General features: G+C 59.4%; 24 protein-coding genes and 2 tRNA genes. 4 read left to right on the top strand and 22 right to left on the bottom strand.

Annotation, left to right across the window (positions count from 1 at the left end):
• Nucleotides 1–33: 33 nt before the first annotated feature.
• A complete protein-coding gene (locus ACK3CV_RS02570) occupies nucleotides 34–339 on the top strand; it encodes a GIY-YIG nuclease family protein (RefSeq protein ID WP_164141530.1) in 306 nt (101 codons plus the stop codon).
• On the opposite strand, the gene ACK3CV_RS02565 is transcribed toward ACK3CV_RS02570, so the two are convergent.
• Both ACK3CV_RS02565 and ubiT read right to left on the bottom strand, forming a co-directional pair.
• Nucleotides 326–829, bottom strand: coding sequence for a GNAT family N-acetyltransferase (locus ACK3CV_RS02565; protein WP_033648656.1), 504 nt, complete (start codon nucleotides 827–829; stop codon nucleotides 326–328). The genes ACK3CV_RS02570 and ACK3CV_RS02565 overlap by 14 nt on opposite strands.
• A complete protein-coding gene (ubiT, locus tag ACK3CV_RS02560) occupies nucleotides 823–1,344 on the bottom strand; it encodes a ubiquinone anaerobic biosynthesis accessory factor UbiT (RefSeq protein ID WP_164141528.1) in 522 nt (173 codons plus the stop codon). The genes ACK3CV_RS02565 and ubiT overlap by 7 nt, the downstream gene beginning before the upstream one ends.
• Nucleotides 1,345–1,602: 258 nt before the next feature.
• On the opposite strand from ubiT, the gene ubiU reads away from it, so the two are divergent.
• Nucleotides 1,603–2,598: a ubiquinone anaerobic biosynthesis protein UbiU gene (gene ubiU / locus ACK3CV_RS02555; protein ID WP_015376422.1), complete on the top strand. Its 996-nt coding sequence runs from the start codon at nucleotides 1,603–1,605 to the stop codon at nucleotides 2,596–2,598.
• Nucleotides 2,599–2,609: 11 nt separating this feature from the next.
• A complete protein-coding gene (locus tag ACK3CV_RS02550) occupies nucleotides 2,610–3,488 on the top strand; it encodes a U32 family peptidase (protein WP_033636834.1) in 879 nt (292 codons plus the stop codon).
• Nucleotides 3,489–4,325: 837 nt separating this feature from the next.
• Here the strand turns inward: ACK3CV_RS02550 and ACK3CV_RS02545 are convergent.
• From ACK3CV_RS02545 to ACK3CV_RS02535, 3 genes are read right to left on the bottom strand one after another with little or no spacing between them, the layout of a single operon-like run.
• Nucleotides 4,326–5,465 carry an ABC transporter permease gene (locus ACK3CV_RS02545; protein ID WP_164141526.1) on the bottom strand — a complete coding sequence of 380 codons (1,140 nt, stop codon included), beginning with the start codon at nucleotides 5,463–5,465 and terminating at the stop codon, nucleotides 4,326–4,328.
• On the bottom strand, nucleotides 5,462–6,616 hold the full coding sequence (locus ACK3CV_RS02540) for an ABC transporter permease (protein WP_164141524.1): 1,155 nt from the start codon (nucleotides 6,614–6,616) through the stop codon (nucleotides 5,462–5,464). Before ACK3CV_RS02540 ends, ACK3CV_RS02545 begins: the two co-directional genes overlap by 4 nt.
• On the bottom strand, nucleotides 6,598–7,569 hold the full coding sequence (locus ACK3CV_RS02535; protein ID WP_033636831.1) for an HlyD family secretion protein: 972 nt from the start codon (nucleotides 7,567–7,569) through the stop codon (nucleotides 6,598–6,600). The genes ACK3CV_RS02540 and ACK3CV_RS02535 overlap by 19 nt, the downstream gene beginning before the upstream one ends.
• A gap of 230 nt (nucleotides 7,570–7,799) precedes the next feature.
• Here ACK3CV_RS02535 and ACK3CV_RS02530 point away from each other — a divergent pair, with 230 nt between their 5' ends.
• Nucleotides 7,800–8,813 carry a luciferase-like monooxygenase gene (locus ACK3CV_RS02530; protein ID WP_192832961.1) on the top strand — a complete coding sequence of 338 codons (1,014 nt, stop codon included), beginning with the start codon at nucleotides 7,800–7,802 and terminating at the stop codon, nucleotides 8,811–8,813.
• 38 nt (nucleotides 8,814–8,851) lie between these two features.
• Here ACK3CV_RS02530 and yedF read toward each other — a convergent pair whose 3' ends face one another.
• From yedF to folP, 17 genes are all read right to left on the bottom strand, one after another.
• Nucleotides 8,852–9,091, bottom strand: coding sequence for a sulfurtransferase-like selenium metabolism protein YedF (gene yedF / locus ACK3CV_RS02525; RefSeq protein ID WP_033636829.1), 240 nt, complete (start codon nucleotides 9,089–9,091; stop codon nucleotides 8,852–8,854).
• Nucleotides 9,088–10,302 carry a selenium metabolism membrane protein YedE/FdhT gene (gene yedE / locus ACK3CV_RS02520; RefSeq protein WP_033648664.1) on the bottom strand — a complete coding sequence of 405 codons (1,215 nt, stop codon included), beginning with the start codon at nucleotides 10,300–10,302 and terminating at the stop codon, nucleotides 9,088–9,090. The genes yedF and yedE overlap by 4 nt, the downstream gene beginning before the upstream one ends.
• Before the next feature lie 146 nt (nucleotides 10,303–10,448).
• Nucleotides 10,449–12,371: a DEAD/DEAH family ATP-dependent RNA helicase gene (locus ACK3CV_RS02515; RefSeq protein WP_164141522.1), complete on the bottom strand. Its 1,923-nt coding sequence runs from the start codon at nucleotides 12,369–12,371 to the stop codon at nucleotides 10,449–10,451.
• On the bottom strand, nucleotides 12,361–12,435 hold the full coding sequence (gene yrbN, locus ACK3CV_RS02510; protein WP_223182019.1) for a protein YrbN: 75 nt from the start codon (nucleotides 12,433–12,435) through the stop codon (nucleotides 12,361–12,363). The genes ACK3CV_RS02515 and yrbN overlap by 11 nt, the downstream gene beginning before the upstream one ends.
• 122 nt (nucleotides 12,436–12,557) lie before the next feature.
• Complete coding sequence (gene nlpI, locus ACK3CV_RS02505) at nucleotides 12,558–13,442, bottom strand: lipoprotein NlpI (RefSeq protein WP_033636826.1); 885 nt, start codon at nucleotides 13,440–13,442, stop codon at nucleotides 12,558–12,560.
• Nucleotides 13,443–13,570: 128 nt separating this feature from the next.
• Nucleotides 13,571–15,688, bottom strand: a complete 2,118-nt coding sequence (gene pnp / locus ACK3CV_RS02500; protein ID WP_033636825.1) for a polyribonucleotide nucleotidyltransferase — start codon at nucleotides 15,686–15,688, stop codon at nucleotides 13,571–13,573.
• A 256-nt stretch (nucleotides 15,689–15,944) separates the two neighbouring features.
• Nucleotides 15,945–16,214 carry a 30S ribosomal protein S15 gene (gene rpsO / locus ACK3CV_RS02495; RefSeq protein WP_004933502.1) on the bottom strand — a complete coding sequence of 90 codons (270 nt, stop codon included), beginning with the start codon at nucleotides 16,212–16,214 and terminating at the stop codon, nucleotides 15,945–15,947.
• Nucleotides 16,215–16,338: 124 nt separating this feature from the next.
• Nucleotides 16,339–17,283: a tRNA pseudouridine(55) synthase TruB gene (truB, locus tag ACK3CV_RS02490; protein WP_033636823.1), complete on the bottom strand. Its 945-nt coding sequence runs from the start codon at nucleotides 17,281–17,283 to the stop codon at nucleotides 16,339–16,341.
• On the bottom strand, nucleotides 17,283–17,693 hold the full coding sequence (rbfA, locus tag ACK3CV_RS02485; protein WP_004933508.1) for a 30S ribosome-binding factor RbfA: 411 nt from the start codon (nucleotides 17,691–17,693) through the stop codon (nucleotides 17,283–17,285). Before rbfA ends, truB begins: the two co-directional genes overlap by 1 nt.
• A gap of 69 nt (nucleotides 17,694–17,762) precedes the next feature.
• Nucleotides 17,763–20,450 carry a translation initiation factor IF-2 gene (gene infB, locus ACK3CV_RS02480; protein ID WP_033636822.1) on the bottom strand — a complete coding sequence of 896 codons (2,688 nt, stop codon included), beginning with the start codon at nucleotides 20,448–20,450 and terminating at the stop codon, nucleotides 17,763–17,765.
• A gap of 23 nt (nucleotides 20,451–20,473) precedes the next feature.
• Nucleotides 20,474–21,982 carry a transcription termination factor NusA gene (gene nusA, locus ACK3CV_RS02475; RefSeq protein ID WP_019453340.1) on the bottom strand — a complete coding sequence of 503 codons (1,509 nt, stop codon included), beginning with the start codon at nucleotides 21,980–21,982 and terminating at the stop codon, nucleotides 20,474–20,476.
• Between the two features lie 21 nt (nucleotides 21,983–22,003).
• Nucleotides 22,004–22,456, bottom strand: coding sequence for a ribosome maturation factor RimP (rimP, locus tag ACK3CV_RS02470; RefSeq protein ID WP_028127574.1), 453 nt, complete (start codon nucleotides 22,454–22,456; stop codon nucleotides 22,004–22,006).
• Between the two features lie 217 nt (nucleotides 22,457–22,673).
• Nucleotides 22,674–22,750, bottom strand: a tRNA-Met gene (locus ACK3CV_RS02465).
• Nucleotides 22,751–22,810: 60 nt separating this feature from the next.
• Nucleotides 22,811–22,897, bottom strand: a tRNA-Leu gene (locus ACK3CV_RS02460).
• Between the two features lie 68 nt (nucleotides 22,898–22,965).
• On the bottom strand, nucleotides 22,966–23,301 hold the full coding sequence (gene secG / locus ACK3CV_RS02455; RefSeq protein WP_004933519.1) for a preprotein translocase subunit SecG: 336 nt from the start codon (nucleotides 23,299–23,301) through the stop codon (nucleotides 22,966–22,968).
• A gap of 220 nt (nucleotides 23,302–23,521) precedes the next feature.
• Nucleotides 23,522–24,859, bottom strand: coding sequence for a phosphoglucosamine mutase (gene glmM, locus ACK3CV_RS02450; RefSeq protein ID WP_033636821.1), 1,338 nt, complete (start codon nucleotides 24,857–24,859; stop codon nucleotides 23,522–23,524).
• Between the two features lie 4 nt (nucleotides 24,860–24,863).
• Nucleotides 24,864–25,700, bottom strand: a complete 837-nt coding sequence (gene folP / locus ACK3CV_RS02445) for a dihydropteroate synthase (RefSeq protein ID WP_164038648.1) — start codon at nucleotides 25,698–25,700, stop codon at nucleotides 24,864–24,866.
• Nucleotides 25,701–25,702 lie beyond the last annotated feature (2 nt).

Raw genomic sequence — 25,702 nt, 5'->3', positions numbered from 1 at the left:
ATACGCCGACCCTGGCCACCAAAGCGGCGTACGATGACCGACACCTCCCCCACTCCCTGGCACCTCTACATGCTGCGTTTACCGAGCGGCATGCTGTATACCGGCATCACCACCGACGTGGCGCGCCGCCTGGCGCAGCATCAGGCCGGCAAAGGCGCCAAGGCGCTGCGCGGCAAAGGGGAACTGACGCTGGCATTTCACTGCCAGGTGGGGGATCGCTCAACGGCGCTGAAGCTGGAATACCGCGTCAAAAAGCTGAGCAAAATACAAAAAGAGCGGCTGGTGAATCACCCGCCGCTGTCGTTGGAGTATCTATTGCCGGTCGTTAAAAGCGATTAAACGGCGCCGAAAAAGCCACTTCGCCGCTGACGCCATTCAGGGCGTCTTCCGCCAGCGGATACACCTGGAACGCACTTTCCGTGTCCGGCCAGCGGCAGTTCAGGCCATAGGCGGCGGCCGGTTTAAAACCGAAGCGGCCGTAGTAGGCCGGATCGCCCAGCACCACCACCGCGGCGTAGCTGAATTCGTTCAGCGAATCCAAGCCTTCGTACACCAGCTTTTCAGCCAGCCCCTGGCGGCGCAGGCTTTCATCTACCGCCAGCGGCGCCAGCGCCACCCATTGGCGATCTTCGCCGGCCACGTCCACCGGGCTGAACGCGGCGTAACCCACCACCCCGCCCTCGTCGTCAGTGGCGACCACGCCCAGCGTCAGCAGGCCGTCTTCGCGCAGCTGCTGCACCAGATCGGCTTCGTCGTCGCGGCCAAAGGCGCGGCGCAGCAAGGCGTCGATGCCCGCCGCGTCTACCGGGATCTCTACGCGGATCAGCATGATACCGCCACACGGGAAGCCGACGCCGTGCCCTCCTGCAACCCTGCTTCGACAAAATCAGCCAACTGCAACAGCCCCATGCGCAGCGGCGCAGGCATGCTTCCCAGCTCGATGGCGTCCATCAAATTTTTCACATACAGGCCCAATTCGGTATCCCCTTCAATCTGCAGCCGACGCTGAAAGAACAGCGTATCCGGATCTTGCTTGCGCGCCGCGATCAGGATCAGATCGTTGGCGTCGCCGCTGAAACTGACGTCCGCTTCGGCGTGCTGGCTGACCACCAGTTTGTCGTTTTCTACCGTCATAAACCAGTGTAGCGCCAGATCGCGAACTTCGATCTTCAGCCAGCGCGATTCGAGAAATTCCAGATCGCCATCCGCCAACGCCTGGCGGAACTGCCAGCTCAGCACCTGTTGCAGCAGCTGGCGCTGCAGGGCGAACGGCGTGAATTTCAGCGGGATGCGCAGCAGCGACGGCCCCTGGCGCACAAGGCGTGCTCGTAGTTGTTCCAACACGGTCATCCACTCCTTTCAATACGGACTACCGCTATTTTGCCACACTGGCGCGCGGCTTCAGCGGTCTATATCAACAAATAGTGCATTTCACCGCCATGTTTATCAATACGCCATAAGCTGCCCCAAATCAAAACCTGTGTACGCCCCTTTGCCTAAAATGGCCTCCCCGATTCGCGTTTGCCGGCGGAACACCGCCGTCGGCAACCTTTAAAGACAGCGTGCGCCCGGCCGGGCGCACGGCTAAGCCAGGATAAATCTATGGAGCTGCTTTGTCCCGCCGGCAACCTGCCGGCCCTGAAGGCCGCGGTGGATAACGGCGCCGACGCCGTTTACATCGGCCTGAAAGACGATACCAACGCGCGCCACTTCGCCGGCCTCAACTTCACCGAGAAAAAGCTGCAGGAAGCGGTCGATTACGTGCATCGCCACGGCCGCAAGCTGCATATCGCCATCAACACCTTCGCCCATCCCGACGGCTACGCCCGCTGGCAGCGCGCGGTGGATATGGCGGCCCAGCTGGGCGCCGACGCGCTGATTCTGGCGGATCTGGCGATGCTGGAATACGCCGCCCAGCGCTACCCGCAGCTGGAGCGCCACGTTTCGGTGCAGGCCTCCGCCACCAACGAGGAGGCGATCCGTTTCTACCAGCGCAACTTCGAGGTAGGCCGGGTGGTGCTGCCGCGCGTGCTGTCGATGCATCAGGTGAAACAGCTGGCCCGCACCAGCCCGGTGCCGCTGGAAGTGTTCGCCTTCGGCAGCCTGTGTATCATGGCCGAGGGGCGCTGCTATCTCTCTTCCTACCTGACCGGCGAATCGCCGAACACCGTCGGCGCCTGTTCGCCGGCACGGTTCGTGCGCTGGCAGCAAACCCCGCAGGGCATGGAGTCGCGCCTGAACGACGTGCTGATCGACCGCTACCAGGACCATGAAAACGCCGGCTACCCGACGCTGTGCAAGGGCCGCTATCTGGTGGACGACGTGCGCTACCACGCGCTGGAAGAGCCCACCAGCCTCAATACGCTGGAGCTGCTGCCGGAGCTGCTGGCCGCCAACATCGCCTCGGTGAAGATCGAAGGCCGCCAGCGCAGCCCGGCTTACGTCAGCCAGGTGGCGCGCGTCTGGCGCCAGGCGATCGACCGCTGCCAGGCCGATCCGGCCGCCTACCGTGCCGACGCCGCCTGGATGGAGACGCTGGGCGCGATGTCCGAGGGCACCCAGACCACGTTGGGCGCCTATCACCGCAAATGGCAGTAGCCGGAGGAAACATGAAATACGCACTGGGGCCGGTGCTCTACTACTGGCCGAAAAACGACATCGCGGCGTTCTATCAACAGGCGACGGAGAGCAGCGCCGACATCATTTACCTCGGCGAGAGCGTCTGCACCAAGCGGCGCGAGATGAAGGTCGGCGATTGGCTGGCGCTGGCGCGCGAAATCGCCCGCAGCGGCAAGCAGGTGGTGATCTCTACGCTGGCGCTGCTGCAGGCGCCGTCCGAGCTGAATGAGCTGAAACGCTATGTGGAGAACGGCGAGTTCCTGTTTGAAGCCAACGATCTGGGCGCGGTGAACATGGCGGCGGAGCGCGGCTTGCCGTTCGTCGCCGGCCACGCGCTGAACTGCTACAACGCCTATACCCTGCGCCTGCTGCGCCGCCAGGGCATGATGCGCTGGTGCATGCCGGTCGAGCTGTCGCGCGACTGGCTGGCCAACCTGCTGACGCAGTGCGACGAGCTGGGCTTCCGCCATGATTTCGAGGTGGAGGTGCTGAGCTACGGCCACCTGCCGCTGGCCTATTCGGCGCGCTGCTTCACCGCCCGCTCGGAGAACCGCGGCAAGGACGAGTGCGAAACCTGCTGCATCAAGTATCCGCAGGGCCGCATGATGCGCTCGCAGGAGCAACAACAGGTGTTCGTGCTCAACGGCATTCAGACCATGAGCGGCTACTGCTACAACCTCGGCAACGAGCTGCCGAGCATGCAGGGGCTGGTGGACATCGTGCGGCTGTCGCCGCAGGGCGCCGAGACGCTGGCGCAAATCGATGCCTTCCGCGCCAACGAACGCGGCGAAAAGCCGCTGGCCTTGACCGATCACGCCGACTGCAACGGCTACTGGCGCCGCGTGGCGGGATTGGAGTTGGTGTCTTAGCGAGGTAAGCGCCGGCGGCGCACTGTCGCCGGCATTGTTTATTTATCAAGATGAATACGGTTATTTCCGCCGTGGAACCAATGGAATAAACTTACACACATCAGGCAGCAGCTTCTGATACCAAAATAAGTAAAAACCGCGATGACCGCATCTACCAAATGTTCTCCGTATGAAATAACACTTAGCGAGGAGAACGAGACAAGTAACATGCTCAACGTTAGCGCCATCATATTACAAAGCGGGTCTAAAATACGTCTATTGGCCATAACCCACCCTCTATTGTTGAAACGGTAAAAGCGATGTTCTCATCACCATCGACACTGCCCATTAACGCTATTGGCGTTTTTATTGCCACCCAAGGCACCACCGTTATTCTTATTATTCCCTGCGGGGCTGTTATCGGCGCAAGAGACCGCCCCCATCAAGCCACCGGCAACCGCCATACCTATCATCCCTGGCGGGCCACCTGAAAAACCGGTAAATGCGCCAATGATGATACCCATTCCAACCTGATTGGCACAGGAGTTTGGTGCACCTCTGCTTGGCCTGTCACGATCGCCGCCGTTATTTCCATCACCACAACCGCCAATCAGTTTCATCTCATCAGAAGTAAGCTCTCATATTGTTGACATATTTATATTATCCTTTGAATAACACGTTATAGATAAAACTAACGCCAACCATTAATTCCCTAAACCGGTCGACAATGACAATTACCAAAATCAATATAAGAAATTAAATCAAAATAACAATAGACATCCCGCTAAATAAACAATCTTAAACATATCGATAATACGAAATAATAAAGGCGCCGAATATGGCGCCTTTATTGGTTCCCTACACTCGCCGTTTCCTGAACATCCCGCGCAGCGCCACGCTGTTGCGCAAGAAGCCGACGCCGAAGCCCAGCAGGGTGTAGACCACGCCGAGCACCAGCATCATCATCACGTCGCCCCACACTTCATTCAGCGACAACCCCATCTGGTTGACACCGGCGATCGCCTTGGTGCCCCAGGTGGAGGGAATGCTGTAGGAGATGGCGCGCACCCAGGCCGGCATCGACTGCAGCGGCCAGATGGTGCCGGACAGGTAGAAGATCGGCGTGGTGATGAACGCCAGCGTCAGGTAGATCATTTCGACGCTGCGCAGGCACTCGGTCACCAGCTTGCCCAGCCCCAGCACCGCCAGCAGGAACGGGAAGGTCAGCAGCAGCAGTTCGGCGATGTTCGCCGTCTGCCGATAGCCCAATACCCACGGCCACAGCACGAACAGCACGATCGACAGGAACAGCCAGATCGGCAGCAGCGCCGTCAGCCCGCCGAGGTGCGCCGCCAGCGGCGCCTTGCCGCCGGGCATGCTCTTCATGGCGATGTTGACGCGGATACAGGCGATCAGCAGCGAGTGCTGCAACAGCATCACCAGCAGGCCGGGAAAGATGATCGCCGCGAAGCTGATGCCGGGGTTAAACACGTCCAGCGTTTGCCCCAGTATCGGCGTCAGCAGTATCTGCGCCTGCCGTTCGCTGAAGCCGCTGCGCAGCAGCAGCCCGTTGTTGTACTCCGTCAGCAGCTGCTGGTAGGCCGCCACCACGTCTTGTTGGATCTGGCCGTTGGCCAGGCGGTTGGTGGCGTCGCCGTACACCGGCACCACGATGTTCTGCCCGCTGAGGATCTTCTTCTCCAGATCCACCGGCATGATGATCACCGCAAACAGCTTGCGCCAGCTAAGATCGCGCTGCGCCTGCTCCAGGCTGTCGTAGGTTTCGATCGCTATCTTGGAGGTGGCGTCCAGTTGGCGGATCAGCTGCCGGCTGGCGGTGCTGTGGTCCTGATCGACCACCCCCACCGGCAGATCCCACACCGTGCGGTTGGCGTACACCAGGCTCATGATGCACAGCGACAGGATCAGCATCAGCCACACCGGCCGCTCCAGCATGCCGAGCAGCACCTTAACGAAGGTTTGCCAATAGAGCTTCATCCGGCGTTCCCCTCTTTTGCCAGCCGCGCCGGCAGGCGATTGCGCACCAGCAGCGCGGCCACCAGCGGGTAGACCGCCAGCAGCGCACACACGCTGAAAATGGCGCTGGCGTGCACCTGCCGCAGGAACACGTCGAACATCGCGTACAGCGCGTGGGTCAGCGGCTCGATGTTGGAAATGATGCGCGCCGGCAGCGGCATCGACAGCTCAGGCACCGCCATGCCGGAGAAGGTCATCGCGATACTGACCAAAATACCGATCAGGCTGTAGGCGGTGATGGTGCTGCCGGTAAAGGTGTACAGCAGCAGGCCGATGCTCTGCGCCGCCATCACGTAAAACAGGCCGATCATCAGCATAAACAGCGGGTTGCCGCTGACGCGGGCGTCAAAGATGCCCACCAGCGCCGCGATCTCCACCATCAGCAGGGTGGTGAAACACAGCGTGTACGGCGCCAGCTTGCCGAGCAGCGCCAGGCTGAACGGCTTGGCCTGCAGCAGCGACTTGCTGCGCGCCAGCACGTAGATCATGCAGGTCACTGCGAACAGCTGCAGCAAATGGATGGTGGCGGCGAACTGCTGGTAATAGATATAGCTGCCGCTGGCGTTGAACAGGCTGCCGTAAGAGAGCGTCACATCCGCCAGCGGTGGCAGCGATTTGCCCATCTCGGTGGCGATGATGCTGCGGGTGCTGGCGTTGATTTCGTTCATCAGGCCGCCAAAGTCTTGGGTGGAGTACAGCCCGGCGCCGTAGAACAGCGCGTTGTAGTACATCACCACGCTAGGCTGTTTGCCCGACAGCGCGTTGGCCTCGAAGTCCGGCGGAATGTACAGCAACGCGTAATCCTGCGCGCTGCGCAGGCGGCTCAGCGACTCCGGCAGCCCGCCGCCGTAGGCCTCGACGTGGGCGTGCGACCCGTCGTCCAGCCGCCGGGTCAGCGACTTGGACAGCGGGCTGTGATCGCTGTCCACCACCGAGACCGGCAGATCGAGCAGCGTGCCTTCGGAGAAGTTGCTGCTGATCAGCCCAAACAGGATCAGCGGAAAGATCCAGCTCAGCCAGTGCACCACCGGGCTGCGAAAGGCGACGCGACACTCTTTGTCGAACGCGTGACTGAAGCAGCGCCAGCCGGCCCTTACTCTTTCCATTGCCATAAGGTGCTCATCCCCGGACGCAGGCCGTCCACCGGCTGTGACGGATACAGGCGCACTTCGAAGGTTTTCAGGTCGAAGTCGCCGGTGGCGCGGGTGGCGCGTTTGGTGGCGTAATCCCCCAGCGGCGCGATGTAACGCACCTCGGTGTCGATCATTTTGTCCTTCAGCGCCGGCACCCGCAGCTTGACCTTGTCGCCTTTGCGCACGTGGGCCAGGATGTCTTCGCGCAGGTTAAACACGAAGTAGGCGTCCGGCACCCGGATCAGCGTCACCAGCGGGCTGCCGGCGTTCAGCAGCTCGCCCACTTCGGCCGGGATCGGCCCCACTTCGCCGTCCACCGGCGCTTTCACCTGCAGATCGTCGCTCTGCGCCTGGATCTGCAGCAGGTTCTCTTCCGCCGCCCGCAGCGCCGCCGCGTATTGTTGCCGCAGCTCGACGCGGTCGCCGTTGATGCCTTCGTCCAGGTTGGCCTTGGCCGCCTGCACCTGCTGGAAGGCGGTGTCGCGCGCCCGGCGCGAGGCGTCCAGCTCGGACTTCGAGATATAGCCCTTGCCGGCCACGCTCAGGTTGCGGTTGTAGTCGTTTTGCGCATTGCGGTACTGCGCTTCGGCCTGCGCCAGATTGGCGCGCAGGTTGCGGATGCTCTCTTCACGGGTGCCGTGCAGCGACTGATCGAGCTGCGCCTTGGCCTCGTCGCGCGTGGCCTGCGCGGAACGCAGCTGCGCCATCAGTTCGGGGCTGTCGAGCTGGATAATCAGCTGGCCGCTTTTCACGTCGTCGCCGCGTTCGATCAGGCGTTCAACCACCCGGCCTTTCGCCTTGGAAGCGACGATCACTTCGGGAGCGTCCACTTCACCCTGCAGTAACAGATCCTGATTGTGCGCGCGGAACAGGACCGCCAATGCGATCGCCACCATCATCAGCAACAGGGTAAACAGCGTCTTTTTTTTCATTATGTCGGCTCCCGGAACGGTAAGCGGCGGGCGGGGATCATCATTTCCATGTCTTAAATTGCTCCAAAAAACACCATTGCTCTCATGAGGATATCACAAGCACATATCTCCTCTTTTATAACTATAAATTGGATTATGCTTTTAACACTAAAAAGCATCATTTTCGGCTTTTTGGTATGCAGATTCCTGCAATCGCCCTTTAAGCGATCCACTCTCTGATGGACGATGCCATGACTGAAAACACTGCCGTACCGCTGTCGGTACTGGATTTATCGCCAATCCCGCAAGGGGCCAAAGCGCGCGACGCTTTCCACTGTTCGCTGGATTTGGCGCAGCACGCCGAACGCTGGGGCTACCGGCGCTACTGGCTGGCCGAGCACCACAACATGACCGGCATCGGCAGCGCCGCCACCTCGGTGCTGCTGGGCTATCTGGCCGCCGGCACCCAGAGCATTCGCCTCGGCTCCGGCGGCGTGATGCTGCCGAACCATGCACCGCTGGTGATCGCCGAGCAGTTCGGCACGCTGGAGTCGCTCTACCCCGGCCGCATCGATCTGGGGCTGGGCCGCGCGCCCGGCACCGATCAGCGCACCATGATGGCGCTGCGCCGCCACCTGTCCGGCGATGTGGATACCTTCCCGCGCGACGTGCAGGAGTTGCAAAACTACTTCTGCGACGCGCAGCCCGGCCAGCCGGTGCAGGCGGTGCCGGGCCAGGGGCTGCACGTGCCGCTCTGGCTGCTCGGCTCCAGCCTCTACAGCGCGCAGCTGGCGGCGCAGCTTGGCCTGCCGTTCGCCTTCGCCTCGCACTTCGCCCCGGATATGCTGTTCCAGGCGCTGCAGCTGTACCGCGAAAACTTCAAACCGTCCAAACAGCTGGCGCAACCGCACGCCATGGTGTGCGTCAACGTGATCGCCGCCGACAGCGATAGCGATGCGCGCTTCCTGTTCAGCTCGATGCAGCAACAATTCATCAACCTGCGCCGCGGGTCGCCCGGCCCGCTGCCGCCGCCGGTGGATAACATCCACGCGCTGTGGACCGCCGGTGAGCAATACGGCGTCGAGCAGGCGCTGCGGATGTCGATCGTCGGCGATGAAAAAACCGTGCGCCACGGGCTGCAAACGCTGCTGCGTGAAACCGATGCCGACGAGATCATGGTCAACGGCCAGATCTTCGATCATCAGGCGCGGCTGCGTTCGTTCGAGATTGTTGCCGGAGTGAAAGGCGACATCGTGAAGGGATAAAACGCGAAAAGGCGGTGGGGAACCCCACCGCCTCGGCGTTAACGCTGGATCAGATAGCGGATGGTCGGCCCGTCCTGCTGGATATCCAGCACCTTGTAGCCGTGGTTGCGCGCGTCGAGCGGGATGTTGTTGATCGACTGCGGGCAATCGCTGATCACCTCCAGGATTTCCCCCGGCTTCAGCTGCGGCATCGCCTCCAGCGTCGCCACCGCCGGGTACGGGCAAGGCTCGCCCAGCATGTCCAGCCGGTAGTCCGGCACTATCGTCTTCTCTTTCATGGCAGGCTCCTCAAATTCACCACCTGCGCCTCAGGCCGGGCGCGGAAAAAGCGTTTCTCCCACCACAGCATGGCGGCGAAGGCCAGCGCCAGCAGCAGGTAGGTCACCAGCAGGCCGCCGATCGGGCCGAAGGTGTCGAGCAGGTTGATCTTGTCGTAGTCGGTCGCCAGCGCCGGCGCCAGATCGTCCCAGTAATAGGCCAGCAGCGTGGCGCCGATGATGTTGCCCAGCCCCACCCACCAGTAGTGCACCTGCCCTTCCACCGCACGGTACATCCAGCCGGTCTCGCAACCGCCGGCCAGCACGATGCCGAAGCCGAACAGCAATCCGCCCAGCACCGCATTCGGGCCGGCCCACATGATTTTCGGCGCCACGCCGAGCTGCACGTAGCTGAAGATGCCGATGGCGCTCACCGCCATGCCGATGATGATGGCTTTCGCCATGTGGGTGCGGCCGGTGATCCACAGATCGCGGAACGCCGAGGTGAAGCAGATCTGCGCGCGTTCGATCAGCAGACCGAAGCCGATGCCGAACAGCATGGCGATACCGAGCTTCGGCGCATCGAACAGCGTCCACAGCGACCAGGCCACCGCCAGGCCGAAGACCGCCATGCCCAGCCGGAAGCGGCGGCGCGCCTGCTCAGGCTTCTGCGTCAGCGGCGCGGCGGCCTTCACCTTTTGCAATTTAACCGGAATGCGGAACATCGGCAGCAGCGTGAATTTGGCGCCGAAGTACGAACCTGCGGCGGTCGCCAGCGCGAAGAACCAGGCGTGCAGCGAAAACTGAGGAATGCCGGTGAAGAATGCCGCCAGATTGCAACCCATCGCCAGGCGCGCGCCGAAGCCGGCGATAATGCCGCCCAGCAGCGCCTGCACGATGCGAATGCGGTGCTGCGGCTGGCGCAGCTTGATGTTGTTGGCCCACAGCGCGGCGGCGATGCAGCCGGCGAACATGCCGATAATCATGCGCCCGTCGATGCGCTCCAGCGGCGTGCCCTGCAGGCCGATAACCTTGAAATAGCCCCACTGCTCGGGGTGCAGGCCGAACCACTGCAGCACATGGCCGCCCCAGCGAGTGAACTCACCGGTCACCGCCCAGAAGGTACCGGTCATGCCAAAGTAGTAGGTAGAAAGGATCCCGGCGGCGATCACCGCCGGCAGCGGCGCCCAAAAGCGCACCAGGTATTGAGATTTGAACTGCTGCCAACTCATGGCATCTCCCGTGCATATCATCCGTAAGAAAAAACCTTATGAATGATACGCCATTCAGGAACGTTTGACGGCAACTTTCAGGCATAAAAAAACCAGCCCGCAGGCTGGTTTTTCAGAGCGTTTCACCGCGAACAGTGAATCAGCGATTACGCGTCGCCGAAACGACGGCGTGGTGCAGCAGGTGCGCCGTCATCACGGCGTGGGGCCGGTTTGCCGTCACGGTTGTAGTTACCGCCACGACGCTCGCCGCCGTTGCCGCCTTCACGACGTTCACCGAAGGAACGACGTGGGCCGCCTTCGCGACGTTCGCCGTTGAACGGACGCCCGTTGCCGCGACGCTCGCCACCGTTGCCACCGTCACGACGCTCGCGGCGTTCGAACGGCTGTGCATCGCCCAGCAACTGCATGTTCATCGGCTTGTTCAGGATGCGGGTGCGAGTGAAGTGATTCAGGATCTCGCCCGGCATACCTTTTGGCAGCTCGATGGTGGAGTGGGACGCGAACAGCTTGATGTTACCGATGTAACGGCTGCTGATGTCGCCTTCGTTAGCGATAGCGCCAACGATGTGACGCACTTCTACGCCATCGTCACGGCCCACTTCGATGCGGTACAGCTGCATTTCGCCAACGTCACGACGTTCGCGACGCGGACGATCGCCGTCACGGCTGTCGCGGCGATCGCCACGGTCACCGCGACGATCGTCACGGTCGTTGAACTCGCGGCGCTGACGCGGCTTGAAGACCGGATCCGGCGGCAGGATCAGCGGACGTTCGCCCTGTGCCATTTTCAGCAGCGCTGCGGCCAGGGTTTCCATATCCAGCTCTTCTTCCGGCTGCAGTTTGGTCAGCAGTGCGCGGTACAGATCCAGATCGCTGCTTTCCAGCTGCTGCTGAACTTTTGCGGCGAACTTGGCCAGACGGCGCTCGCCCAGCAGTTCTGCGTTCGGCAGTTCCACTTCCGGGATGGTCAGCTTCATGGTGCGTTCAATGTTGCGCAGCAGGCGGCGTTCGCGGTTTTCCACGAACAGCAGCGCGCGGCCGGCGCGGCCCGCACGACCGGTACGGCCGATACGGTGAACGTAAGACTCGGAGTCCATCGGGATGTCGTAGTTGACAACCAGGCTGATGCGCTCAACGTCCAGGCCGCGGGCCGCAACGTCGGTCGCGATCAGGATATCCAGACGACCGTCTTTCAGGCGCTCCAGGGTCTGCTCACGCAGTGCCTGGTTCATGTCGCCGTTCAGCGCGGCGCTGCTGTAACCGCTGCGCTCCAGCGCTTCGGCCACTTCCAGGGTCGCGTTCTTGGTACGAACGAAGATGATCGCCGCGTCAAAGTCTTCGGCTTCCAGGAAACGCACCAGCGCTTCGTTTTTACGCATGCCGTACACCGACCAGTAGCTCTGGCTGATGTCCGGACGGGTGGTCACGCTGGACTGGATGCGCACTTCCTGCGGCTCTTTCATAAAGCGGCGGGTGATGCGACGGATCGCTTCCGGCATGGTGGCGGAGAACAGCGCGGTCTGATGTTCAGCCGGGATCTCAGCCATGATGGTTTCTACGTCTTCGATAAAGCCCATGCGCAGCATTTCGTCGGCTTCATCCAGCACCAGACCGCTCAGGTTAGAGAGGCTCAGGGTGCCGCGTTTCAGGTGGTCCAGCAGGCGGCCTGGGGTACCCACAACGATTTGCGGGCCCTGGCGCAGAGCGCGCAGCTGCACGTCGTAACGCTGGCCGCCGTACAGGGCTACCACGTTGACGCCGTTCATGTGTTTGGAGAAATCGGTCATCGCTTCGGCAACCTGAACCGCCAGTTCGCGGGTCGGTGCCAGCACCAGGATCTGAGGTGCTTTCAGGTCTGCCTGCAGGTTGTGCAGCAGCGGCAGCGAGAACGCTGCAGTTTTACCACTACCGGTCTGTGCCATGCCCAGCACGTCGCGGCCGTTCAACAGGTGAGGAATACACTCAGCCTGGATCGGAGATGGTTTTTCATAGCCCAGATCGTTCAGGGCGGAAATGATTGGAGCAGACAGCCCCAGATCAGCAAAAGAGGTTTCAAACTCAGTCGTCATGTACACGTGCCTCATTAATAATGGCAGCCAGTCTACATAACTCGTCGAGAAAATTTTCAGTCATTTTCATTGAAAAGTGTGAACCGGCTCAAATTAGATTATAAAACGAACAAAAAAGCCCTCGCCCGTGAAGGCGATAACTTTGGTTAAAAACCAATGTTCATCAGGCTGATAGGTGTTCGTCAGCTATTGCTGGTCCGATTCCGATAGGTCGTCTTGCTCTTGGCCCAAAAGCGCCAATTCCAACAATGCATAGCGGTGCTCAACGAAGTTGTGAACGTTGTTAGCCACCGTCAGTTTGAACAGCGCCGAAGCGGTGTCCTTGTCCCCCAGACTCAGGTAGTGTTTACCCAAATAGAAGTCAGTTTCACTGAGATGCTCAGCGAGCGAAGTGTTATCCGTTGCATCTGCCTTGAGGCGTTCCATCAGCGTTTTTTCGCTGATCTTGCCCAGGTAGAATTCGACAATATTCCATCCCCATTGCCCTCTGTCCGCTTTGTCATAGCGCTGCTGAAGCGCTACCTCGGCCTTCTTGGGATCGATTTCTCGCTCCACCAGATACAGCCATAACGAACGGAAGGGATCGTTTGGGTCGTCTTGATAAAACGCCTGCAGATCATCCTGCGCCAACGGGAAGCGGCCGCCATAATACAGTGCGATGCCCCGGTTTAAACGCGCGTAATTGTAAGTTGGATCAAGCTCTAGTACAGAATCAAACGCTTCATAGGCAGCATCAAAATTGCCTGCCTGCGTTAAGTAAATGCCCAGGTAGTTGAAAACTTCCGGCATGTCGGGACGTATCGCCAGCGCCTGCGAGAAATCATTGCGCGCTAATGCACGTAACCCGAGGCTATCATACAGCACACCGCGCTCATATAAAAGCTGTGCGCGTTCGTCATCCGTCAGTGCCCGGCTGGCAAGAATTTGTTCCATGCGCGCCAGGATCACTTCCTGCTGCAACGTTGGCTGCAACGGGATTGCCAAAACTTCGTCTTTACGCCAATCATGGTTGCTGCATCCTGCCAGCATGAGTGCTGTCGCAACGTAACACCAGCGCAAGAAAGGCTTCATTTCCCACTCCCGAAGACAAACATTGGATGAACGTCCTGTCCTCCGTTTGCTAAAACGCGGGCATCCTACCCGCGCGATACGAACAGCTCCCAACCCCGTGGCGGGGAGCTGTAAAACTATCTATACAGTTATTCTGCTTCAGGCGCAGGTGAACCCGCTTCCGGCGCCATCGCTTCTTTGATGCTCAGACGCACGCGGCCCTGACGGTCAACTTCCAGTACCTTAACCGGCACTTCCTGACCCATCTGCAGATAGTCGGTCACTTTCTCGACGCGCTTGTCGGCGATCTGAGAAATGTGTACCAGACCTTCTTTACCACCGCCGATAGCGACGAATGCGCCGAAATCAACGATACGGGTCACTTTACCCTGGTAGATACGGCCCACTTCGATCTCTGCCGTGATCTCTTCGATACGACGGATAGCGAATTTCGCCTTCTCCCCGTCGGTCGCAGCGATTTTAACTGTACCATCATCTTCGATTTCGATGGTAGTGCCAGTCTCTTCGGTCAGCGCACGGATAACGGAACCGCCCTTACCGATCACGTCTTTAATCTTATCCGGGTTGATGCGGATAGTATGAATACGCGGTGCGAATTCGGAGATATCGCCGCGCGGGGTGCTGATAGCCTGTTCCATCACGCCCAGGATGTGCAGACGCGCGCCCTTGGCCTGGTTCAGAGCCACCTGCATGATTTCGCGGGTGATGCCTTCGATTTTGATGTCCATCTGCAGCGCGGTGATACCGTCGCGGCTACCGGCCACTTTGAAGTCCATGTCGCCCAGGTGATCTTCGTCACCCAGAATGTCGGACAGAACCACAAAGTTGTCGGCTTCTTTCACCAGGCCCATCGCGATACCCGCAACGGCAGCCTTGATTGGCACACCGGCGTCCATCAGCGCCAGAGACGCGCCGCACACGGAAGCCATGGAAGAAGAACCGTTGGATTCGGTGATTTCAGACACCACGCGAACGGTGTACGGGAAATCTTCCGGTTTAGGCATCATAGCCAATACGCCGCGTTTCGCCAGGCGACCGTGACCGATTTCACGACGCTTAGGAGAACCGACCATGCCGGTTTCGCCCACGGAGTACGGAGGGAAGTTGTAGTGGAACAGGAAGCTGTCGGTCTTCTCGCCCATCAGCTCGTCCAGGTTCTGCGCATCGCGCGCGGTGCCCAGGGTCGCGGTAACCAGCGCCTGAGTTTCGCCACGGGTGAACAGCGCGGAACCGTGGGTGCGCGGCAGTACGCCGGTGCGCACGTCCAGGCCACGGATCATGTCTTTTTCACGGCCGTCGATACGCGGCTCGCCACGCAGTACGCGGCTGCGCACCACGTTTTTCTCCAGGTTACCCAGGATGTCCTGGATTTCGCCGGCGTCCAGCGTTTCGTCCTGCGCCAGCAGGGTTTCAACAACGCTGTCTTTGATCGCGTCAACCTGAGCGTAACGCTCTTGTTTTTCGGTGATGTGGTAAGCATCGCCCAGGCGAGCTTCGGCCAGTTCAGCCACGCGCGCTTGCAGCGCTTCGTTGACCGCAGGCGCCTGCCAATCCCACTTCGGTTTGCCGGCTTCGGCAACCAGCGCGTTGATGTTTTCGATAACCACTTGCTGCTGGTCGTGGCCGAACACCACGGCGCCCAGCATCTGATCTTCGCTCAGCACGTCCGCTTCGGATTCCACCATCAGCACCGCGCCGGCGGTACCGGCAACCACCAGATCCAGACGGCTTTCTTTCAGCTCATCGGTCGTCGGGTTCAGCACGTACTGATCGTTGATGTAACCCACGCGCGCGGCGCCGATTGGGCCGTTGAACGGAATACCGGACAGGCTCAGGGCTGCGGAGGCACCGATCATCGCAACGATGTCCGGGTTCACCTGCGGGTTAACGGAAACCACGGTCGCGATCACCTGAACTTCGTTCAGGAAGTTGTCCGGGAACAGTGGACGGATCGGACGGTCGATCAGACGAGAAGTCAGGGTCTCGCCTTCGCTCGGACGGCCTTCGCGACGGAAGAAGCTGCCCGGGATGCGGCCGGCGGCGTAGGTACGCTCTTGGTAGTTAACGGTCAGCGGGAAGAAGCTCTGGCCCGGCTTGGCTTTTTTCTGGCCAACGACGGTAACGAATACGGCGGTGTCATCCATGCTCACCATAACGGCGGCGGTGGCCTGACGAGCCATCATACCGGTTTCGATGGTGACGGTATGCTGGCCATACTGGAATTTGCGAATGATCGGTGTCAGCAAAATTATATCCTTGATTAGCGGCGCGCAATCGCATTGACGACTCGACACGCCTGTGACTCGATTTGCCTTCTCACTACATCCTCGCGACTAATGACAATCCTTATCTCAGGCGGGAGATAAAGCCTCTCATTAGCCGCGCGAACCTCTGTAACGGAAGAACCTGTTTGGAAACATCAGTAATACATTAACCTGATTTGCTTATGCTTCCTAGAAGAAAGGGGCCAAAATAGGCCCCTTTCCACTGAAACTTGCTAGATTAGCGACGCAGACCCAGACGCTCGATCAGGCTGGTGTAACGTGCTACATCTTTACGCTTCAGGTAGTCCAGCAGCTTACGACGCTGAGAAACCATACGCAGCAGACCACGACGGCTGTGGTGATCTTTTTTGTGCTCGGAGAAGTGGCCTTGCAGATGGTTGATCTGCGCAGTCAGCAGGGCAACCTGAACTTCGGTAGAACCGCTGTCGTTAGTACCACGACCGAAATCAGCTACGATTTGAGCTTTAGCTTCAACACTTAGAGACATTGTAATACTCCAGATTATAGATAATAAAAACAGGCGCCGATCTCTAATTCAGCAACCCAATGCATAAGCTGCGCCATTCTACTCTTAGCGCAGTGCGATCGCAAGGCGACGCAGAGCCCCGCCGTCAGTCGAAATGCTCGACCACCAGGCGGCGCGGCGCCACGCGACCATCCTCGGCGATGTCGCCAACGCCGATGAATTTTCGCTCTTCACCCTCTGTGATGCGCACCAGGCCAGAAGCCGGCGCGCCGGCCACTTGCACCGGTTGCCCCTGCTTGACGTAGCCCGCCACCACCGGCAGCAAATTCACTTCCGGATAGTTCTCAACCGGGCTGTCCATCGGCATCAGCAGCGGATCGAGCAGCTCGCCGGGAGCGATCGCTTGTTCCTGCGCTTGCTCCAGCAGGGCGTTCAGCTGTTCCAGCGTCACCATGCGCGCGATCGGATAAGTCGCCACCTGCAGGCGGCGCAGATAGATCACGTGCGCGCCGCAGCCCAGCAGCTCGCCGAGATCGTCGGTGATGGTGCGGATGTAGGTGCCTTTCGAGCAGTGGATCTCCAGCTCCAGCTCATCCCCTTCCCAACGGATAAACTGCAGCTCGTACACCGTGATGCTGCGCGCTTCGCGCGGCACTTCAATGCCCTGACGCGCATACTCGTAGAGTTTCTTGCCCTGGTATTTCAGCGCCGAATACATCGACGGCACCTGCTGGATATCGCCGCGGAAGGTGTCCAGCGCCGCGTCGAGCTGCGCCTGGGTGAAGTTCACCGGGCGCTCCTGCACGATCTGGCCGTCGGCGTCGGAGGTATCGGTACGCTGTCCCAGCTTGGCGATCACCCGATAGCGCTTGTCGGAATCGAGCAGGTATTGCGAAAACTTGGTCGCTTCGCCCAGGCAGATAGGCAGCATGCCGGTCGCCAGCGGATCGAGCGCGCCGGTATGGCCCGCCCGGTTGGCGTTGTACAGGCGTTTTACTTTTTGCAGCGCATCGTTGGACGACAAACCCTGCGGCTTGTCCAGCAACAGCACGCCGTGGATATCACGGCCGCGGCGACGAGGGCGACTCATTAATCCTCCTTGTCATCGCCTGAGGCGGAACGGCGCTCGGCGTCGTTCTTCACCACGTTGGTCACCAGATTGGACATGCGCATGCCTTCCACCAGGGAGTTGTCGTAAGCGAAGGTCAGCTCCGGCACCACGCGCAGGCGCATCGCTTTGCCCAGCAGGGTGCGGATATAACCGGAAGCGTCCTGCAACGCTTTAATGCCATTGGTGACCAGATCCGGATCGTGGTTCTCTGTCAGTACGTTCAGAAAGGTGACGTAAACCTTGGCATACGCCAGGTCACGAGACACTTCTACGCCGGAAACGGTCGCCATGCCGACGCGCGGATCTTTCACTTCACGCTGCAGAATGATCGCAATCTCTTTCTGCATCTCTTGCGCCACGCGTTGGCCGCGGCTGAATTCTTTTGCCATTTTGGATTCTCCAGACAAATCGGGGGGCACAAGGCCCCCCGTAAACAGATATAAGCAGATGTGCAATCGTTAAGCGATGGAGCGTTGGATCTCAATGATTTCGAACACTTCGATCATGTCGCCGACGCGCACGTCGTTATAGTTCTTAACGCCGATACCACATTCCATGCCGTTACGGACTTCGTTAACGTCATCTTTGAAGCGACGCAGGGATTCCAGCTCGCCTTCATAGATAACCACGTTGTCGCGCAGTACGCGGATTGGGTTGTGACGCTTGATGGTCCCTTCGGTAACCATACAGCCAGCGATAGCGCCGAACTTAGGCGATTTGAACACGTCACGCACTTCGGCCAGGCCGATGATCTGCTGCTTGTATTCCGGCGCCAGCATACCGCTCATCGCCTGCTTCACTTCGTCGATCAGGTTATAGATCACGGAGTAGTAACGCAGATCCAGGCTTTCCGCTTCGATCACGCGGCGCGCAGAAGCGTCGGCACGCACGTTGAAGCCCAGGATGATGGCGTTGGAAGCCGCAGCCAGCGTCGCGTCGGTTTCGGTGATACCACCTACGCCGGAGCCGACAATCTTCACCTTCACTTCGTCGGTGGAGAGTTTCAGCAGCGAGTCGCTGATCGCTTCGCAAGAACCCTGTACGTCGGACTTCAGTACGATGTTCAGCTCGGACACTTCGCCGTCGGTCATGTTGGCGAACATGTTTTCCAGCTTGGACTTCTGCTGACGCGCCAGTTTGACTTCGCGGAACTTGCCCTGACGGTACAGCGCCACTTCACGCGCTTTCTTCTCATCGCGCACCACGGTCGCTTCGTCACCCGCTGCAGGCACGCTGGACAGACCCAGGATTTCCACAGGGATAGACGGACCGGCGGAGGTCACGTCACGGCCCAGCTCGTCACGCATCGCACGCACACGGCCGTATTCGAAGCCGCACAGGACGATATCGCCCTTGTTCAGCGTACCTTCCTGAACCAGCACGGTAGCCACAGGGCCACGGCCTTTATCCAGGAAGGACTCGATCACCACGCCGCTCGCCATGCCGCTGCGAACCGCTTTCAGTTCCAGAACTTCGGCCTGCAGCAGGATAGCCTGCAGCAGTTCGTCGATACCGGTACCGGCTTTCGCGGACACGTGGACGAACTGCGCTTCGCCGCCCCACTCTTCCGGCATAACGCCATACTGAGACAGCTCCTGCTTAACGCGGTCCGGATCGGCTTCCGGCTTGTCGATTTTGTTCACCGCAACCACCAACGGCACCTGCGCCGCTTTCGCGTGCTGGATAGCTTCGATGGTCTGTGGCATCACGCCGTCGTCGGCTGCCACTACCAGCACCACGATGTCAGTCGCCTGAGCACCGCGAGCACGCATCGAGGTAAACGCGGCGTGGCCCGGGGTATCCAGGAAGGTGATCATGCCGTTCTCGGTTTCTACGTGGTAGGCACCGATGTGCTGGGTAATGCCGCCGGCTTCGCCCGCCGCCACTTTGGTGGAGCGGATGTAGTCCAGCAGAGAGGTTTTACCGTGGTCAACGTGGCCCATGATGGTCACGACCGGCGCGCGCGGCTCGGCCGCAGCGCCCGTATCACGGTCGCTCATCAGCGCTTCTTCCAGCTCGTTTTCACGACGCAGGATAACTTTGTGGCCCATCTCTTCGGCAACCAGCTGTGCGGTTTCCTGGTCGATAACCTGGTTGATGGTGGCCATGGCGCCCAGCTTCATCATCACTTTGATGACCTGAGAACCTTTTACCGCCATCTTGTTGGCCAGCTCGGCCACGGTGATGGTTTCGCCGATCACCACGTCACGGTTAACCACCTGCGCCGGCTTGTTGAAGCCCTGCTGCAGAGCGCTAGGCTTGCGTTTGCCTTTACCGCCACGGGTAACGGCACGCGCTTCTTCGCGATCCGCTTTGGATTCGGACAGCTTGTTGCCTTTCTTCTGCTTGGTGGCTTTGCCGCCGCGGGTGCGGCTGCGACGATCGCCTTCAACTTTGGCGTCGTTTTCGTCTTCCGCGGCACGGGCGTGCTGAGAGGTGGTCACGTGATAGTCGGCGCTTTCAACCGCGGCGCTTGCCGCGTCTGCCTGGGCCCACTTCTCGCCGTTCTCTTCGGCCATGCGACGGGCTTCTTCCGCCACGCGCTTGGCTTCCTCTTCAACCTTGCGGCGCACTTCCTCTTCCGCTTTGCGTTTCAGTTCAGCGGCTTCGGCTTCACGGCGTGCTTTTTCCGCCTGAGCTGGCTTGGTCATTTCGTCGGTATGTTGATTGGTCACTTTTTCTTTTTCCGCTGAATTACGCTTAGCAATCTCCGCGGCCTCACGTTTGGCTTGCTCTTCGGCTGCGCGCTTCGCTTCCGCTTCGCGTTTTGCGAGCTCTTCCGCTTCGCGCCGTGCCTGCTCTTCCGCTTCACGCTGTGCCTGCTCTGCCGCTTCAGCCAACTGGGCTTCCTGCGTATCGCGATTTACATAAGTGCGTTTCTTGCGGACCTCAATTTGCACCGATTTACTTTTACCGCCGGTGCTCGGGATATTCAAGGTGCTGCGCGTTTTGCGCTGCAAAGTGAGTTTACCTGGCGCGCTGCCGTGTTCACGGTTCAGGTGCGCCAGCAATGTTTCTTTTTCTTGCTGGGTAACAGAGTCCGACTCGGACTTGTTGATCCCTGCATCAGCAAACTGCTGTACCAGGCGATCAACCGGAGTCTGAATCTCTGCTGCCAGCGATTTTACGGTTACATCTGTCGTCATGCTGTTCCTTCCTGCTACAGTTATTACGCGTTGTCGCCAAACCAACAGATATTGCGTGCAGCCATGATCAGCTCGCCGGCTTGCTCGTCGCTAAGCCCTTCAATATCAGCCAGATCGTCAACACCCTGCTCGGCAAGATCTTCCAGCGTACAAACCCCACGCGCGGCCAGTTTAAAGGCCATGCTGCGCTCAAGACCCGGCAGGTTGAGCAAATCGTCGGCCGGTTTGTTGTCGCCCAGGCTTTCTTCTTGTGCCAGGGCCAGCGTGGTCAATGCAGCTTTGGCGCGTTCGCGCAATGCTTCAACCGTATCTTCATCCAGACCGTCGATTTCCAACAGCTCTTTGATCGGCACGTAGGCCAGCTCTTCCAGCGTGGAGAAGCCTTCTTCAACCAGTACGGTGGCGAAATCTTCGTCGATATCAAGATACTTGGTGAAGGTATCAATAGCGGCATGAGCCTCGGCCTGGTGCTTGGCCTGCAGGTCGTCCGCCGTCATCACGTTCAGTTCCCAACGATCGTCGCCGCGGTGTTGTTTCAGCAGCTGGGAAGCCAAACGCACGTTTTGGCCGTTACGGCCGATCGCCTGCGCCAGGTTGCTGGCTTCAACGGCGATATCCATGGTGCAGTTATCTTCGTCTACCACGATCGACGCGACGTCGGCCGGCGCCATGGCGTTGATGACGAATTGCGCTGGGTTATCATCCCACAGGATGATGTCGATGCGTTCGCCGCCGAGCTCGCTCGACACGGCCTGAACGCGCGCACCGCGCATACCTACGCAGGCGCCGACCGGGTCGATGCGCTTGTCGTTGGTTTTCACTGCAATTTTCGCGCGGGAGCCAGGATCGCGGGCTGCCGCTTTAATTTCAATCACTTCTTCGCCGATTTCCGGCACTTCGATGCGGAACAGTTCTTTCAGCATTTCCGAGCTGGAACGGCTGACGAACAGCTGCGCGCCGCGAGCTTCAGGACGCACGGCGTACAGTACGCCGCGAATGCGGTCGCCCGGACGGAAGTTTTCGCGCGGCAGCATGTCTTCACGGCCAATCACCGCTTCGGCGTTGTTGCCCAGATCCAGCGCGATGCTGTCACGGTTCACTTTCTTCACCACGCCGGTGACGATCTCACCTTCGTGTTCACGGAAAGCGTCAACCACCATCGCACGCTCGGCTTCGCGCACTTTCTGCACGATAACCTGCTTGGCGGTTTGGGTGGTGATACGGTCAAAGGTCACGGATTCGATCTGATCTTCGACGTAGCCGCCGAGCTCGATGCTCGGATCCTCAAACTGAGCGGCTTCCAGCGTGATTTCACGCGTTGGCTGCGTCACTTCGTCTACGGCGACCCAACGGCGGAAGGTATCGAAATCGCCTGTTCTGCGGTCAATGCTGACGCGCACGTCGATTTCCTGCTCGTATTTTTTCTTGGTTGCGGTGGCTAATGCAGTTTCCAGCGCTTCGAAAATCTTCTCGCGCGGAAGGGATTTTTCATTGGAAACTGCTTCAACAACAGCCAGAATCTCTTTGTTCATCCTAGTTGCCTCTTCCAAACTTTAAAAGTGGGGTACCAGGTTCGCTTTCTGGATGTTGCTCAGCGCGAACACTTCATCTTTCCCTTCCACAGTAACCGTGATCATCTCGCCTTCGACAGACTTGATAATACCCTGCCACTTGCGACGGTTTTGTACCGCCATGCGCAGGACCAGGCTGACTTCTTCACCGAGGAAACGCGTATAGTGCTCAGCGGTGAACATCGGGCGATCAAGGCCAGGAGAGGAGACTTCCAAGTTGTAAGCGACCGTGATTGGATCTTCGACGTCCAATACAGCGCTGACCTGGTGGCTGACATCAGCGCAATCATCAACATTGATGCCGTTATCACTATCAATATAGATGCGGAGCGTCGATTGGCGCGCACGAATGAATTCGATGCCTACAAGCTCAAAGCCCAACGCTTCTACGGGTGCCGAAAGCATCTCTGTTAACTGTTGCTCTAATGTGGACAAGCCCACCCCCAAGACATAAAAAAAGGGCTAAATAGCCCAGTGATTCTGTTGCCAAATAACAAAAAACCCCGAAAAATCGGGGCTTTATGCAACTGGACCCTGTTTGCCGCTAGGCGGCCTCGGTACAACTTTCGAGCAAGTGTCATTTTCAAATGTTGATCGAGAAAAGCGGATTTCAATCGAAAAGTGTATTTGAAAATAAACACTTAAAGGAAAGTGGTTGCGGGGGCCGGATTTGAACCGACGACCTTCGGGTTATGAGCCCGACGAGCTACCAGGCTGCTCCACCCCGCGTCCGAAAACGTGGCAAATACTACGCCGATAATCGCAAAATTGCAAGTTATCTCTGGGATTTGGTACCGAGGATGGGACTCGAACCCACAAGCCCGTTAGGGCACTACCACCTCAAGGTAGCGTGTCTACCAATTCCACCACCTCGGTACTGATTCTTACTGCTAACGGCCGTTGTTCTTTCGAGTTCACAACCACCGTTTACAAACTTTTTCGGCTTACTGCGGGATATCGCTGCTCGGCTTGGCAGGTGCTGCCGGCGCGGTTGTCTGCTCAGTTTTCACTGGCTGACCCAGGTTTTCCCACTCGCTGCCTTTCTTGCTTTGGTTGCTGCTGAGGTTGCCCAGAATCAGGCTGATGACGAAGAACAGCGTCGCCAGCACAGCAGTCATGCGGGTCATAAAGTTACCGGAACCACTCGAACCGAACAATGTGCCTGATGCACCTGCTCCGAAAGAGGCTCCCATATCAGCGCCTTTACCTTGCTGCAACATAATCAGAGCAACCAGCCCGATTGAAATCAGCAGGAAAATTACCAGAAGAGCTTCGTACATAGTAGTACCCGTATCCTTGCGGCCTCACCGCATGCCAAATGCTTCACACTCATCAAGCAGGCGTTTTTATAAACTGCCTACTGAAGCGGGTGTGAATACTAACCAAAGCCGCCAACCCGCGCAAGGGCAATTTGCAGCCGCCGGCGCGTTTGCGGAAAAAAACGCCAACAATCGCCTATTCGGGCTCAGCTGTGCCGAGCCCGATGGCTAACTGTCTGTTTTAACCGGCGGATTTCACCGCGTCGGCGATGCGATGCGCCAGCGCGGTCACCTGCTGCTCGTCCTCGCCTTCCACCATTACGCGGATCAGCGGCTCGGTGCCCGATTTGCGCAGCAGCACCCGGCCGCGGCCGGCCAACTCGGCCTCTACCTGCTCGGTGACCTTGCGCACCGCGTCGGACTCCAGCGGATTGTGATCGCCGGCGAAGCGCACGTTGACCAGGATTTGCGGCAGCAGCTTCATGCCGCTGCACAGGTCGTGCAGGCTCATGTGGTTGCGCACCATGGCGGTCAGCACCTGCAGCCCGGCCACGATGCCGTCACCGGTGGTGGTTTTGTCCAGCAGGATCACATGGCCGGAGTTTTCCGCACCGATACGCCAGCCCAGTTCCTGCAGTTTTTCCAGCACGTAGCGGTCGCCCACTTTGGCGCGAGCGAACGGAATACCCAGCTGTTTCAGCGCCAGCTCCAGCCCCATATTGCTCATCAAGGTGCCGACCGCACCGCCGCGCAGCTGGCCCTGACGCAGGCCTTCGCGGGCGATGATGTACAAGATCTGATCGCCGTCCACCTTGTTGCCCAGGTGATCCACCATCATCACGCGGTCGCCGTCGCCGTCAAACGCCAGGCCTACGTGCGCTTTTTCCTGCAGCACGCGCTCCTGCAGCTGACGCACGTCGGTAGCGCCGCATTTTTCGTTGATGTTCATGCCGTCCGGCTCAACGCCGATGGCGATCACCGTGGCGCCCAGCTCGCGCAGCACGCTCGGCGCGATGTGGTAGGTCGCCCCGTTGGCGCAGTCGACCACGATTTTCAGCCCCTTCAGGCTCAGCTCGCTTGGGAAGGTGCCTTTGCAGAACTCGATATAGCGGCCGGCGGCGTCGATGATGCGGCTGGCTTTACCCAGCTCGGCGGACTCCACGCAGGTCAGCGGCTTTTCCATCTCGGCTTCGATAGCTTCTTCGACGTTGTCCGGCAGCTTGGCGCCGTCGATCGAGAAGAACTTGATGCCGTTGTCATAGAACGGGTTATGAGAAGCGGAAATGACGATGCCCGCTTCTGCGCGGAAGGTGCGCGTCAGATAGGCCACCGCCGGGGTGGGCATCGGCCCGGTGAAGGAGGCGGACAGCCCTGCGGCCGCCAGGCCGGCTTCCAGCGCGGACTCCAGCATATAGCCGGAGATGCGCGTATCCTTACCGATGATGATCTTGCGCGAACCGTGGCGCGCCAGCACTTTACCGGCCGCCCAGCCGAGCTTCAGCACGAAGTCCGGCGTGATGGGGCTGTCCCCGACCTTGCCACGGATGCCATCGGTGCCAAAATATTTGCGCTCGCTCATGTCTCTACTGTCCCTTAGCTGAAAGTGTTGCCTCGACGACACGCATCGCCTCGACGGTTTCTTTAACGTCATGCACTCTGACAATCTGCGCGCCCTGCATCGCCGCGATCACCGCGCAGGCAACGCTGCCGATCACCCGTTGATCCGGCGGCACGTTCAGCAGTTGCCCAATCATCGATTTACGCGACATGCCGACCAATAGCGGCAAACCGAAACGATGAAACTCCGACAACCGCGCCAGAAGCTGATAGTTGTGCGCCAAATTTTTACCGAAACCGAAGCCTGGGTCGAGCAGCAATTTCTGATTTGTTATCCCCGCCTCGTTGCAGCGCCGAATATGGTGCTCGAAAAACGCCTGAACGTCGGCGATCAGATCGTCGTAGTGCGGCGCCTGCTGCATGGTGCGCGGCTGCCCTTGCATATGCATCAAGCAAACAGGCAGGCCGCTTTCCGACGCCGCCGCCAGGGCTCCCGGCTCCTGCAGCGAACGGATGTCGTTGATCAGGTGTGCGCCGGCGTGTGCCGATTCGCGGATCACGCCCGCTTTCGAGGTATCGACTGAGATAAAGACTTCAAAACGCTGCGCCAGCGCTTCCACCACCGGCACGACCCGTTCCAATTCTTCCTCTTCACTCACCTCTGCCGCCCCCGGCCTTGTCGACTCGCCGCCGATATCGATCATCGTGGCGCCGGCCGAAATCAGCGCATGCGCGTGCAGCAATGCCTGGTTCAGGGTGTTGTGGCGGCCGCCGTCGGAAAACGAATCCGGCGTCACGTTGAGGATACCCATCACCTGCGGATGGGAGAGATTGAGCGTCATGTCGCGCACGGTTAACTGCATGG

The sequence above is a fragment of the Serratia sp. TSO36 genome, assembly GCF_057808395.1.
The sequence above is the reverse complement of the archived record's forward strand: the minus strand, read 5'-3'. Positions and strand labels throughout refer to the sequence as shown.

Coding starts and splice junctions, on each gene's coding strand:
- ACK3CV_RS02530 (WP_192832961.1), top strand. CDS start 7,800: ATGACTGAAAACACTGCCGTACCGCTGTCGGTACTGGATTTATCGCCA.
- truB (WP_033636823.1), bottom strand. CDS start 17,283: ATGAGTCGCCCTCGTCGCCGCGGCCGTGATATCCACGGCGTGCTGTTG.
- ACK3CV_RS02570 (WP_164141530.1), top strand. CDS start 34: ATGACCGACACCTCCCCCACTCCCTGGCACCTCTACATGCTGCGTTTA.
- ACK3CV_RS02535 (WP_033636831.1), bottom strand. CDS start 7,569: ATGAAAAAAAAGACGCTGTTTACCCTGTTGCTGATGATGGTGGCGATC.
- ACK3CV_RS02565 (WP_033648656.1), bottom strand. CDS start 829: ATGCTGATCCGCGTAGAGATCCCGGTAGACGCGGCGGGCATCGACGCC.
- yedE (WP_033648664.1), bottom strand. CDS start 10,302: ATGAGTTGGCAGCAGTTCAAATCTCAATACCTGGTGCGCTTTTGGGCG.
- ACK3CV_RS02515 (WP_164141522.1), bottom strand. CDS start 12,371: ATGACGACTGAGTTTGAAACCTCTTTTGCTGATCTGGGGCTGTCTGCT.
- nusA (WP_019453340.1), bottom strand. CDS start 21,982: ATGAACAAAGAGATTCTGGCTGTTGTTGAAGCAGTTTCCAATGAAAAA.
- ACK3CV_RS02540 (WP_164141524.1), bottom strand. CDS start 6,616: ATGGCAATGGAAAGAGTAAGGGCCGGCTGGCGCTGCTTCAGTCACGCG.
- ACK3CV_RS02545 (WP_164141526.1), bottom strand. CDS start 5,465: ATGAAGCTCTATTGGCAAACCTTCGTTAAGGTGCTGCTCGGCATGCTG.
- yedF (WP_033636829.1), bottom strand. CDS start 9,091: ATGAAAGAGAAGACGATAGTGCCGGACTACCGGCTGGACATGCTGGGC.
- ACK3CV_RS02550 (WP_033636834.1), top strand. CDS start 2,610: ATGAAATACGCACTGGGGCCGGTGCTCTACTACTGGCCGAAAAACGAC.
- nlpI (WP_033636826.1), bottom strand. CDS start 13,442: ATGAAGCCTTTCTTGCGCTGGTGTTACGTTGCGACAGCACTCATGCTG.
- secG (WP_004933519.1), bottom strand. CDS start 23,301: ATGTACGAAGCTCTTCTGGTAATTTTCCTGCTGATTTCAATCGGGCTG.
- infB (WP_033636822.1), bottom strand. CDS start 20,450: ATGACGACAGATGTAACCGTAAAATCGCTGGCAGCAGAGATTCAGACT.
- rpsO (WP_004933502.1), bottom strand. CDS start 16,214: ATGTCTCTAAGTGTTGAAGCTAAAGCTCAAATCGTAGCTGATTTCGGT.
- ubiU (WP_015376422.1), top strand. CDS start 1,603: ATGGAGCTGCTTTGTCCCGCCGGCAACCTGCCGGCCCTGAAGGCCGCG.
- folP (WP_164038648.1), bottom strand. CDS start 25,700: ATGCAGTTAACCGTGCGCGACATGACGCTCAATCTCTCCCATCCGCAG.
- rbfA (WP_004933508.1), bottom strand. CDS start 17,693: ATGGCAAAAGAATTCAGCCGCGGCCAACGCGTGGCGCAAGAGATGCAG.
- glmM (WP_033636821.1), bottom strand. CDS start 24,859: ATGAGCGAGCGCAAATATTTTGGCACCGATGGCATCCGTGGCAAGGTC.